Source organism: Candidatus Accumulibacter sp. ACC007, assembly GCF_907163205.1.
Classification (GTDB): Bacteria; Pseudomonadota; Gammaproteobacteria; order Burkholderiales; family Rhodocyclaceae; genus Accumulibacter; species Accumulibacter regalis.
The window spans coordinates 81,248-94,564 of the sequence record NZ_CAJQUD010000001.1; the positions used below are offsets into that span (position 1 = coordinate 81,248).

The 13,317-nt window shown below is 59.0% G+C and carries 5 protein-coding genes; all 5 read right to left on the bottom strand.

Translation table 11 applies throughout. The features are described from left to right. Positions 1-23: 23 nt before the first annotated feature. The 5 genes from QZ634_RS00235 to QZ634_RS00255 are packed head-to-tail and all read right to left on the bottom strand — an operon-like array spanning position 24 to position 13,311. Positions 24-6,329, bottom strand: coding sequence for a DEAD/DEAH box helicase (locus QZ634_RS00235; RefSeq protein ID WP_291984531.1), 6,306 nt, complete (start codon positions 6,327-6,329; stop codon positions 24-26). Next, positions 6,250-9,837 (bottom strand): STY4851/ECs_5259 family protein, encoded by a 3,588-nt coding sequence (locus QZ634_RS00240; protein WP_291984533.1) that lies wholly within the window; start codon positions 9,835-9,837, stop codon positions 6,250-6,252. The genes QZ634_RS00235 and QZ634_RS00240 overlap by 80 nt, the downstream gene beginning before the upstream one ends. A gap of 25 nt (positions 9,838-9,862) precedes the next feature. Further along, a complete protein-coding gene (locus tag QZ634_RS00245; RefSeq protein ID WP_291984535.1) occupies positions 9,863-11,998 on the bottom strand; it encodes a 3'-5' exonuclease in 2,136 nt (711 codons plus the stop codon). A gap of 24 nt (positions 11,999-12,022) precedes the next feature. Further along, the gene (locus QZ634_RS00250) at positions 12,023-12,757 is read right to left on the bottom strand and encodes a hypothetical protein (RefSeq protein WP_291984537.1); all 735 of its coding nucleotides are present in this window, start codon (positions 12,755-12,757) and stop codon (positions 12,023-12,025) included. Positions 12,758-12,795: 38 nt separating this feature from the next. Then, positions 12,796-13,311, bottom strand: coding sequence for a hypothetical protein (locus QZ634_RS00255; protein WP_291984539.1), 516 nt, complete (start codon positions 13,309-13,311; stop codon positions 12,796-12,798). Positions 13,312-13,317: the final 6 nt, after the last annotated feature.

The following is a 13,317-nucleotide window of genomic DNA, read 5'->3' on the forward strand; positions in this document are numbered from 1 at the left end:
GGTCAGTTCTCAGTTCGCCGCAGCTACCGAAGCTTCACAAATAGCTCAGTGGGTAGCGTACCTCCTTCAACAAGAATGTGCATGTCCACCACTTCCCGGACTTGATCGTTTGCTGGTTTCGTGAAGTCGAAAGCTACCGGGGGTCTCCGTGCACCGGACGAGGCTGGCACACGCCAGTAGCTAACTCCTTGGTCCAGCCGAACTGTCAGCGTCTTCCCATCAGAGAATCTGACTTCCAGCACGCGGCCATGCTGTACCTCGAATCTGTTGGGCACCAGGACAGTCGTCCGCATCCCGAGGTATTGGAACGCTCCTCTTGCAACGGCGTCACGAACGCGCAGGTCCGGCCAATCGGCGAAAACGCGGTTGAACGCCCGGCTCTCGCCGCCGCTGCGAACGGCCGTGGTTGTGATGGTGAGGGCTGGATCATCCCATCGCGCCTGGCCCACGATCGCCTTTAGACAGCTGACGAGATCGACAAGCAATGCCATTGACAGCGGCGTAAAGAGATAGCGGTCGCTATAGCTTATCTCCACCACGTCAGTGATGGAGTTCTGGAGTTGCTGTAACGTCCCCTGGTGTTCGTCGGCGATAATTTTCCAGAGTCTCGTTCCGAAACCCTGGAGCGGGCCATCCACCTCATGATGCAAGACGATCTCGCGGTCGCCAGCAACCACTGCTTGCGGCCTTATTTCCGCCGATTCAATCTTTGTCGTCGCCGTGCTGGTACCGCTTGCGAGCGTGCCGATGACCCATGGCGAGTTGGACGCTCCCCAATCCTCGTTGGGCTCTGTCGACTCGCTGTCGGTACTGGCCCAGGCGACGCTGGACGATCCGTGGCTGACCTCAGCAAGGATGCTCGCACCGGCAGCCTGCGGTAGCGCGATAGTCAAGCCAATGGTGATTGCCGGGTGGTCAGCCAAACTCGATAATGCAAATCTGTTCGATTCCGAGAGTCTCTCAAACAACGTTCTTTCGATCACGACTTCGACCGGGCGTGAAAGTGATGCGAGACGATAGGCGAGAAGCCTGATCGAGGAAGCAGAAAAGTCGATACTCTCCGACGCGCCACCAGCAAACAAGCGCGTTAGCAGTGCATCCGGATGGCTGCTTTCACGCAGTACCGCCCCGACCATTCCCGACATCTCGACCCGTGAGCTGTCTCCAAAGTGGCGTAACGACTCGGGAATCTTCAGCATGTCCAGCCAGTCCGCCGAAATGACGGCCAACGCTGCAAATCGGTCGAGCACTGCGGCTTCGAATCGCTGGTCGAAATCAAGGATACAGTGTGGGCAGCAACTGTCGCATCCCTTCGGGCAATCCAGGCGCGTGGCCGCTGCACGGAACATGTCATTGATCAGGCGTTCGGCGCTAGACGCATAGCCGGCCGCATATCTGTCGAAGACGAAAATCGATTGACAACGCTGGTCCTCGACGGCGCGAGTTTCCTGAACATCGCACCCTAGCTCGCTGGTCTGAACGCCGATCAAGGCGGCAAGTGCGTCACGTAAAGCGACGCCAATGGTCAAGGCAACGCCGCGTTTCGTGATCCATTGACCGCTGAGATCGCGAAGCTGAATTTCCAGGACGTCTGTGCGTACCTGATGCCCGAGCACGATACCGTTCTTGATCTGATACTGATTGGCACCGCCGGCGCAAACACGATCCGTGGCACGGCTTCGTAGTTTCTTGTGCTCCGAACCCGTCGCGAGAATTTTTGGGGGAGTGCCATCTGAAAGCATTGGCTCGGCACGCCCGCAACCGAGACACAGGGCATAGCCCTTGCCATGAAGACCGGCAGAATGGTGATAAACACGCCCGTCGGTGGTCGCTCGAAACCGCCCCAAGGCCGGATTTGGCATGGGGGACCAAGCACCTCTTGCGCTAATCCATGGCCGCTCTACTGGAACAAATTGCTGTCGCGTCACGTCGTTGTGCGGTTCGACATAGAAGTCGACGGAGAACCCGGCGGGTTCGAGGAACTGTTGGATATCGTTGGCTTTCACCTCTGCACCACAAGCGTCACAGTTCGATGCTAGCTTCAGCGACATCGTGGTGCCACTCGCGCCACAGCTTCGACAACGCCACGCCAATTTGATCGCCTGGGTTTCTCTGGCGCCCTCTTGATCCGCCGGGACATGCCAGTTCAGTGTGATTCCTGCCGATCGATACACCAAGCCGTCCATGACCAGCTCGGCACCGGGTGCGTATTCACGAAGCGCGGTCACCAGGTCTCTGCTGGCGAGATCCCGCTTCTGGAAGCGATTGTCATCCCGGCCGCGATTTGTTGGCGCATCTGGCGGCGGCAACCTCCTTGCAGCACTAACGGTCGTGTTGTCAAAGCTGGCAATGGATGTCGGGAAACCATAGCCGGGAAGGAAGCCCTGGGTCGCCAGTTCGCGCAGCAGATACTCCTCGGCTAGCCGCTTCTTCTGGAAACCGATGGCTTTCGCTGCGGGATCAGTAGTTGTGCCTGGTCCCAAGCCAGACTCCTGCTCGATGAGGGCCTGCCACTCAGTCTGCCATTGGTCGAAGGCCAGTTCCATTTCCGCACCCGCCTGTCGAACGAGTCGATCCGTATCCTGACCCTCGAACAGGGTGTGGCGCACCAGTTGCTTCAAACCAGCGTCCACGCCCTGTTGCGACTTCGAGATGTAGGCGTCGCACCAACGCACGAATCGTTTCGATGGACCATCTTCGCGATCATCGAAGAACCAGCCACAATTTAGCCGTGTCATGTCCTGAGGGTTCGTTTGCAGCAGCTTGGCAAGGAAGCGCGCGAGAATCATCGCGTTGACGTGCCGCTGCACGATCACCGCACTGTTCAGTGAAACCACCGGAGGCGGCAACCGGGCATCGAATGCCCAGCGTGTGTTCAGGAACACGTTTTGGTCATGCGGATTTGATTTGCACAAGGTAACGGCCGCTGATCGCGTCTCCCGCCGTCGACCCGCCCGGCCCGCACGCTGCAAGTAGTTGGCAGGGTGAGGCGGCACGTTGTTCATGGCCACCAGTTGGACGCCACCGATGTCGATGCCCATTTCCATCGTCGTCGAACACGAGAGCAGGTTGATCGATCCCTCCTTGAAGCCTCTCTCGTATTTGTCCAGGAGTTCAGACGCTTGTTGTGCTGAGTGCTCGGCGGCAGAAAAATAGGGCGCCGATTCAATGACTCGATCGTTGACGTTCGCCCAAAGACCGTCCTCGCGGAGACTGACTAGCGTCTCCTGTTGCGAGAGCCACTCGCGTGCTCGCCCTATACGGCGCACGCCATCAGTTTCTCCACCGAAGGGCAAATCGTAGACGGGTATCTCTCTGCGCTCGCAAACCGCGATCTCCTCTCTCATGATCCGCGGAAGATACGGAGTGACGCCTCGTACGGTCGTATCAAGAAATCGACGAGTTACCGGACAAACCCAGGCGTGGGAAATCGTCGAAAACGCCATGTCCTGCAATCGCAGGATGTATCCGCTTTCCGTGAGGGACAGTACTTTCTGGACTTGCTCCCATGCCGCGATCAGCAGACTATCGACGGCATCCTGACCAGGGTGTGTTTCCACGTCGACTTTCAGCAGATGGGCGACGAGCCGGACCAGTGTGCTCTGTGCTCTTGAACGTCTGGCGGATGGCCATCGCCGTTGCCCACGCGAAATCTCATCTGCGTTCGGAGCGACAATCCAGTTGCGCGGAAAACGTATGCCGATCCAGTTGCGCCACAGGTCCGGGATGTCCAGGCTGCCCCCACCACGAACAAAATGGTCGACAGCCACTTTCAGGAAATCCTTCCACTCGTGCAAGGTAAATCCTCGGCTAGCCCAGGCTGGGGGTGCTGTATTGAGCCTATCCAGCTGGGGATAGTGCACGGCGATCATCCCCATCGTTTCGAGGTTGTTCTGCCGCTTTGGTCGTCTGCCAAGTTCCCTGACCAAGAGCATTCCTGCCAGATTCGAAGCGCCCTCGTGGCCGTCGAAAACTTGCCGTGAGTACCCTATGTACGTCTGAAGAATCCACCGGAACTCCTGTCCCTCTTGAGCGATTGCTGCCTGCAATTGCTGAAAAGGCATAGGTGCCGGTTGCAATGCAGCCGCCAGCTGCATGCGGGCATCGTTCAACAACTGCACGATTGGCACCTGGGCTGCCTCGGGCATTCCCGGTGTGGCAAGTATGCTTTCGTACTTTTGAATACGACTCCTGATCTCCGCCAGTTCAGGTGTCGCTGTCCCGCTCATTGCCTTGAGCACGTGGTGATAAATCAGCCCGCGTGCCTTTGTACGCTCTGCGTCTTGCTGCAACTTCGCGGCCAGTCTCGCCGTACCCTGGCGGCTGTCGCTGAACGTCAATAAGCGGCGCCCTCTGTAAGGCTGATCGGCTGGCCTGGCGCCGTCTGGCGCATACTCAAGCAGAGTCGGCAGTAAGCCACCCAGCAGGAAGGGGGCGCCGATTCGGGCCTTGCGGAAAAGACGACCGGTACGAGCAGGTGTCGCGCCACACGCCGGACAACCGAGCCCATCGCCACTTTCCTCGTACACAATCAAGGCAAGCGCATCCGGATCGCTCGCGTCGACGATCTGCTGCGTTTTGCGGTTGATGTGCAGGTCGCCGGCTTGGGGTAGATTTCGGTTGGTAATCAGGATCGCATGGCCGCCCTCAACGGGCTCGTTCTCATCGCTATCCAGCGCGTCTGGCTCATCGTTGTCGATCTCCAACTCGAACTCGTCGACGGCAGATTCACTTGACGCCTGCACTACGGCCCCCTTCTTCTCTTCCGATAGCAGGTAGGCCGCACCGCATTCGTCGCAAGACGCAAACTCGAAGGCGGGGGCACCACAGGTGCAATGATTTCTCGGTTCCAAGAAGACCTGCCCGAAAGTCCAGTCCGGGTCATCGAGTTCCGAGCCGCGCTTTTCGGGGCATTGCGGGTCTGCGCAGCACCACAAACCCGTCAATGTCTGGTGAAAGGCGTGCGCCCGAAGAGGCAGGAACGCTGTTCCACCTGTATCAACCGCGCTGGTCAGCAGATCGAGCCAGCTCAATGCCTCTCGCTGCTGCGTTAGCGTATAGGCCGACGCAGGACCAAAGATGAGCGAGCAGACTTCCGAGAGTTTCGCCACCGGCGACGCACTGCGGCGGACGAAAAGCTCGCGGATTTTGCGCGCGATGGGATGTCCCGACAGCGCGCGATAGCGATTGGGCGTTTCGACTTCACCCACATCAATTTTGCGCAATTCGTCCAGCGAGAAACGGCAGACATCCTTGCCCAAGGGTATCAAGGGAATCTGTCGAGCTCCCGATACCAGGTGAACGCGCGAAATATCGACACCCGCGACCTGCGCCAGAAATTCCTTGAGGCGCTCGCCGGCGGGATCATCCGGATCGCCAATCGTCGCTGACGTTGCCACGAAGCGAAGGTTTTCTGGCTTGACGTCAAATGCGTGAACAACGCGACGAATCAGTAGGGCCAGCTCAGCGGCCTGTGAGCCCACATAGGTGTGCGCTTCATCAAGGACGATCCACTCAAGCTTTCCGCTGGACTTCTCCAGGATGGTCGCGTCCTGAGCCCTTACCAGCATGTATTCGAGCATCGTTGCGTTGGTGACCAGAATCGGGGGTGGTGCTGCACGTAGAGTCCGACGGTCCTTCACCTCGCTGCCTGCCGGTGCACGCGCGTGTGCGGGCACCGTTTCCGGCGTCAGGCCGTTGTAAAGGCAAAACCGAATCTGGTTGCCGAATCCATGTGTCCAGGCACTGAGTCGATCACGCTGGCTGTTGATCAGTGCATTCAGGGGATAGAGAAACAGCGCGCGGACACCGACCAGCTGGCTACCCAATTCCAACTGCTCTCTGGCGAGTCGATCCAGGATCGGCACCATGAAGCACTCGGTTTTTCCTGACCCTGTGCCGCTCGTCACGATGAGCGACTTGGCGGGTTGCTGCGCCAAAATCTCCCACGCCTGCAGTTGGTGCACGTAGGGTGCTCGGTCCTTGGCAAAGCGGTATTCGTCGGCCAATTGGGGTGGTGGCGAATTCATTGCGTTCACCACCGATGGTGTGAGTAGCTTGCCCGCCAGGTCACGCATTTGGCTGTTGCTTGGCGCCCACCCAAATACAGCCTCGAATGTCGGGTCAGCGAGGAAGCTGCCAGTATCACCAAACGGCCGCGCAAAGACCTGCATCAGGTGTCGACGCAGCGGTGCGTTCGCGAATCCAAGCCAGCCAACCGTTCCAAGATTCGCGCGGCTAGCGAGTGCCTCAAGGAGCGATTCGAAATACTCTTCTTCCATCATCATCCAATCGTGGCAGGTGAGGAACATCAGGTTGAGGAAGTTCAATTCGCCCTGTGGCCAGACAGCGAGCAACGGTCAAATCAAAGGCCTCGGCGAACCATTCCGCGTCGAATGACTGAATCTCGCGTATCGCGCTGATCACGTTTGGATGGCGGTTCAAATCGACGGGCGGGTCCATCGCGGCATTGACTGCCAGAAGAATCGGCAGGTTGATTACGGAGTCATGGAAGCCGTACTCGACTGGACAGAGATACGGCCTCGCTCCGTGCTGTTTTACAACGGACAGTTCAGCCGGAAATCCCTGTGGCCACTGCCGTTCAGCGTTGTTGCGCAACAAGTGCTGAACCCGTGAGCTTTCGCCACCGAATAGCTGCCCGGCAAATACCGCATCCATGGGCTGTTGGCGGCAAACCTGCAATTCCTGGTTCGTTCGCTCGGTAGCGATCGCGCGCGCCACTTCCAGCAGCACGCGAAGGGACGGGCAAGCGGATGTCAAAGCCTGTAGTCGCCGATCAAGGTGTTCCGATACGACGAAGCCCCCAGTGTCTACTCCGTACCAGGAGGTGCCTTGGGCGGTCACCGCGCGTATCGCATGTACCCAGGCCGTCAAAGGAATCGTTTCCCAAGCAGTGGGCAGTTCGTTGGGAAAACGCTCAGCAAATCCAGCGGGCAGGCCACCCATGCGAACCGCAAGCGCGGCCATGCCAGACGGGGAATGGGTGAAGCGCCGCCACAGGTCGAGAGTCGACAGGGGCAGGTGGCCAAGTTGTACTGCAAGCTGCTCCGCGAGGCGCCAATCGTCACTGACGAAGTTCAACGCCATCGTATCTATCAGGACGTCAAGCGCGTCCATCCGGTGTCGTTCGGCCGGAATGCCGAGCGCCGCCGCTAGGTCGAGTTGCGCTTCTGTGGCTTCCCCCGCGTCTTGAGTCTCGGGCAGTATCGTGGCCTCACCGTCATGGGGTGCCAGAACGGGCCATAGCATCGGTCGGAAGATCAATTGAGAGTCACTGGCCGGATAGATCACCCATGGACCGGGTGAAAGGTCGGTGGACGGGAATATCCAGTTCCCTGTCGCCACACCTTCGGAAAGAATGGCAGCCAGGCGAATCGGCTCTTCACCGGGGGCATTGAGTCGAAGTGCGACCACCGGCAAGCACGCGAGATCGTCCGCCGACAAGCGGCCGAGTTGTTCCTGGGGCACGCCAACTCTCGACATCATCGCCATTCGATCGAGTTGGAACTCGTAGCGGGCCACGCGCAGCGTGGCTGATTCGCCACCGGACAAGCGTAGCCTGACACTCACATAGGCATCCAGGGTGTCGGCGCCAGCAAGCATGCTCTGGATGTCATTCAGGTAGTCGACCAGTCGAATCTCGACGCGGGTCCCACCAAGATTGGTCTTGATCGTGTGTGCCACTTCGCTGGCTGGATGAGCGTGATTCCCACGATGTAGCCCAAGCCTTAGCGTCGCATGGTAAGCGTCAGCCCCGAGAAATCCCACCATCCGAGTACCGCAGGCCCGGCCGACCGCGAGCAAGGCGCCATCCTCTAGCTGCGCCCCATCGGCGGCAATGATGCGCACTCCTTTGGCCGGGAAGGGAACCCGAAGCCTGACGATATTTGGGTTGCCAGGCCACACAGCGTTTACTGAGCACCATTCGGGTGGGTGGCCTTCTCCCTGGAACCGCAGATCAAGCACAAAGCTTGTCCCATCGGGTCGTGTCCTTGATGAGACTCCCGGGGTGTCGCTCTCGGCTGTCAACAACGCCCAGTTCGTGAATCGCAGCAATCCGTTTGACGGATCGCGACCAGGTTCAACCGCCATTCTCGCCTGCGCAGGCAAAAGCACAACAAGCGACCGCCATTTAGTTTCGCCTTGAGCTTGCCAGATTGCACTCACCGGGCCGACGACTTCCTCCGGACGCTGAGTGACCCTTCCCCCAGGGAATTGCCAGGCGAGCGCGCCTTGAACCCGACTATCTGGACGACCCTCGGACACCTGGTACAGGTTTGGCACGCCAAAAAATGCAACCGCTGGACGATCAAAGAGGTCCCAGCAACGGCGGCCTCGCAGTTCAAATCGTTCCTCGATGGCGGCCGCCTGCCCGCATCTCACACGGTAGTGCGATCCGTCGGAAGCGTCGATCCGAACGACCCCGCGGATTGTCCAAACGCGTCGAGCGCCGCCCGATAGCTGGCCCTTGTGATTCACTGAAGCGTCGTCGTCGGGACGCAAATTCCAGTCCACCGGAATGCAGAGTATCCCCTCATGCCCACTAATCGCCCCGGAACCCTGGCGAACCAATCGATAAGCGTTCGTGGACTCAGCGCTCTGCTCGAATATCCAGGGCAGATCGGATTGAAGCGCATCGCCGCGGGCAACTTCCTTGTGACGCGCATCCCCCGATACCGTGAGGAGCTGCATCGTATGTTCGGCGGCCGCGACGTCTCCCTGGCGGTCCAGAGCGCGTCGTTCGATACGATAGCGGTCTTGGCCCGCCAGTCGCCGCAGGGAGACATCCGCGTATTGCTCCCCAAGTGGAAATCGCAAGGTCAGTGTGCGGCCCAGGCTTTCCGACTCGATCCCGAAGAGCCGGGACAGAGCCGCTGAGTCCAGGAACTCTGGCAGCACGACCTCCGATCGGAGCTGAAATGAATCTTGCTCCGATGAGTCCAGCCATCGCTTAACGAAGACTGCTTGGTTTCCCTGCAATTGTTCGCGGTACGGGACGACGATCGCCAGCTTGAACAACTCGATCGCCTGATGGTCATCCATCGGCAGTGGAAACTCGTCCCTCCAATTTACGTGGGTACGATCAAGCTTGCCGATCAAATCATCAGTGTTGATTAGCTGGGCCTGTTGCTTCAGACGCAGAACCGTAAGGACGACTTCGGTCAGCAGCACAAATACTTCGCTCTGCCGATAGGTGTTTGGCAAGTAATGGGCAAGGCTCTTGATCCATTCGAGGATCTCGGCTGCGTCCGTTCGGCCTTCCGCAGCCAGCCTCAGTGCTCGCATCAATATCCAGCCGATAGGCCCCCGTGCGCGCGCCAGGAGACACATAGGGAGGCCGCCCTGAAAAGCGATGCTTCCGAGGTACCGTAGCCCGTGCGAGTTCGACAAGCGAAGCTTCCAGCCTTGCAGGCCTTTTTCAACGCACTCGCTGCGCTCGCTCTGATTCCACGTCTCAGCGGGAGCTCCAATCGCACTTACAATTGGTTCCCATGTGAATCCGGTTCCGTCATAGTTGCGGCGCCACCATTCAGCCGCATAAAGCACGAACAAGGGTGGGAAGCAGGCGATGTTGTGAGAAGCTTCACCAAGCGTGGCGGTTGTTAGCCAAACACCGACACGCTCTCGTAATATCGTTTGGAGGTCCCGATACTCCTCGTCAGTGACCCGGTAAGTGTAAAGAGGCCGACCGGTCGGGTACTCGAACCCTCGCCGCCTCAAGAAGTTGCCTTGCCACTGGTGAATTGGATGCACTTCACGTACTCCCAAACGGACGTTCGTCAAAGCAACTTCTCTTGCAGGCTCTTGGTGCGTCATGCCCCGGCGGTCGAGCGCCGGTAACTCAGCGTTCCATCACCTTCGGGCTTCGCGAATCCCCAAGGCTTCGCATGTCATCAAGAAATTCTGACGCCGGCTCTACGCTCGTCACCAGTAGCTGGTCCCTGGCTCGCGTGCAGGCAACATAGAGCAGGTGGCGCTCGGTGTCGTAGACCTCTTGCAGGTCGGCGTCGTCGCCGACCGTCTCGATGCGCTCCTGCAAGGGAATCACCTCGTCGTCGCACGCCATCACCACCACGGCGCGGAACTCTAGCCCCTTGGCGAGATGCATGGTGCTGATTGAGACCTGGCCGCTGATCGTCTCGACGTGCTCGTCGAGGACCTTGAAGACCAGCCCCGATCCCTTGACCACCGCCCGTGCGCGGTCAAGCTGCGCTTCGGATCGAACGAATACGCCGATCTCGTGCGGGAGGATGCCGGCTGTGGCACACTCCGCCACCCAGCTGCCCACGGCCTCGATCTCCTCGCCCTCGTCCTTGAAGCTGCGGATCGTTGGCGGCGGGCCGTTGAACACCGAGACGGTATCGCTGCGGTCCTCGCTGTTGCCGTCCACGTCGGTCACTGCCGGGCCAAGCAGTCGGTCAGCCTGGCTGCGGATTTGGTGCGAGGTGCGGTAATTGACGCGCAAAGTGCGCGAGCGCCCCCGGATATCCACCCCGAGTGCTTTCCACGAAAACGGCTGCTGGAAGATTCGCTGCCCAAGGTCGCCAGCAAAAAACAGCGCATTGGGCCGGCCACCACCCAGGGCAGCAAGGAATCGGAGATGCGCGACACTGACATCCTGCGCCTCGTCCACCACCGCGAAATCGAACACCACCGTCTTTTTCGCTGAAAGTGTGGCGGCCAGTGCGGTGAACAGCTCCGCATGCGTGATCAGCCTGCGTTCGTGCAGTCCTGCCCGCATTCGCTCGAAGATCGACCACAGCACCGTGCGCTGCGCTTCCGGAAGCCGGGTTTTCCGGCCCAGGCGCACCACGTCGCGATAGCCCTCCCAGGTCGTCAGTTGCCAGGCATCGACGACCTGTTCCCATTCAGTCAGCAGAAAATGCCCGCCGAACTTGTGGCAACCGATGGCCTTGGCCGCGTCGTTCAACAGTTCACGGATGATCTCGCGGCTGGCAATCGATACCGGCCCCACATGGGCCTTGTAAAGTCGGAGTCCGATGGCCGCTAGCGAATGAACATCGATCCGCTCGGCAAGGCGCGGCTCGTGGGCCAGCAGTCGCTTCAGCTTGGTGTGCAGCGCACTCGCCAGGGTGTCCGAGAAAGTCGTCAGCAGCACGCGTGCGTCGCCATGTGCGCGCGCCAGGTGGGCGGCCCGATGCAGGGCGACGATGGTCTTACCCGTGCCGGCCGAGCCAGCGACACGTGCCGGACCAGCGTACTCACGCTCGACCCATTGCCGTTGCTCGGGATGGAGAAAGACGGCCCATTTCTCCCAAGGGAATTCGAGCGCGCGCTGCAATTCCTCCACATTCGACATCACCCTGAAACGCCGCTGGGCGTCCGGGTGATCGAAGGGGCTGACTGTCGGAGCCGGTGGTGCCGGCACGCGGGGCTTGCCACCAGTCGCCAGTTCCAGCAGCGCTTCGGCTGCCTCGGCAGGCAGATGGTCGGACAAGACCAGAAGCGTGTCCTCGTTTGCCTGCTTGACGTCGGATAGCCACTCGGCGGGTACACCGTAGCCGAGCAGCTCATCATCGGAGCGGTCGGCAAACAAGGGTGGCAGCGGGGGCGCCGGCGTTGGCGTCAGTGCGAGTTCCGCCTGTGCCGGACCTTGCACATACGCCGGGATAACGATCTCCTGCACCGTCTCGCGTATCTCGACCAACTGCGCGGCACCCGTCTTCGGGTGCGTTTCCAGCTTGCGCCGTTCGGCCCAGTCGTATGCCTTGTCGTGGTGATCGACGTAGCAGAGCAGCAGGCTCGCATTGCTCTTATGCACGATCAACCGAAGGTCGCTGCCGACACGCACTGACCAGAAGTTCCTGTCCTTCGCCCGCTCCAGTTTGTGGAAACTCATGCCGGGATTGGCCGGGTTGATCTGCAAGTCGAACGCAGTTGTCTTGACAGCCTTCTGTTCGTCACCGGTCAGGCGCGCCAGGCTATCGGTGAAGGTGTCGGCGATTCTGAAATTCACTCAAGTCTTCTCGCACGGGCTGAATCAAAAAGGAAGATCATCTTCGGTGACAGCGGTGGTCGCGTCGACCGGCCCAGCGAGCAACAGCCTGTTCTTTGCGTCCGTCAGACTCCACGTTCCCTCATGCAGCCCGCAGATAATGTTCATGCAGTACGCCTTCTGCATTGCGCTTATCATGCGCAGGTGGAGATTGCGTGCAGTGCCGCCAACGAACAACGTCGGCCCCAAATGACCGGCATCGTGCGTGTATTTAAACCTCTCACCGTCTGGGTACCACTCATGCGCAGAGACCAGCATTCCGATGAAAGACACCATTAGTTCCGGAAATGGGTTCATCGACTTGCACTCATGGGCAGCCACAACCGACGAATTCCGCACTCTATAGAACGGCCTCTTTCCGCTCGCATACTCTTCGCGTTTAGAGTCCTCGACAACCGCACCCTTGATAAGTACTACGATGTCCGGAGTAAACGCGATGTCTTCATTGGTGTGGGATTGCACGCGGACTTGCTGACGGATCTCGAATTCACCATCAGGGCCAACTGCTTCAACCCATGAAAAGTTGGATGGATTCCCGGCAGGTGAAGTCAGATACCTGTACTCGCCTTTATCGTTCAGGTTCCTTGGTTCTAGCTGGTAGCCTTGAGACTCATAAAACCGCAACAGCGCATGTAGTGATCCAATTTCGAATGCCGCTGACAATTGTCTGTCGGTAATCCGCATCACGGTTCCGTGCTTTTTTGCAAAGGCTTTTGCCATCTTTTCTGCTTGAGATAGCCATTTGTCGGGACTCGAACTCATCGTTCGCTGCCCTCGCCATTCGCTTTATTATCGCGTTCGTTGCGAGCAATCCAATACACAAGGTCGCTACAGGTATTCTTTGTCATCCAGTCTCGACGAAAACCTAGCTTCGTGACTAAACCAAAGAAATCCTCGATAGCGCTCTTGACTCGGGCCGTATGTGCAGAATCAAAACGCTGTGACCCATGGACTATCGGATGAGACGACCCGAGGCCAAGTGCTGGAGCAACGCGTGAATCTGGGTCGGATTGCCGACCAGTTCGAGCAGATGCGTCCAGTGGGCCAAGTACTTCCTGGTAGATGCAGTTCAAACTGAAGAGCGCACTCAACTTTGTGTCTGGCCAGTTGCGCGAACGAATGAAGGTCAATTCCTCATTCTGTTTGCTGACCAAGAAAGCCAACTCGCGCAACATGGCTTCATGCCGACGCGTAACCGCGCCACGCACCTTGGCATCGAGGGGCTGCGTCAGAGCTGCCAGTACCGGATCAATGTTGGAGCGCTGATTCGCCATAGTGGT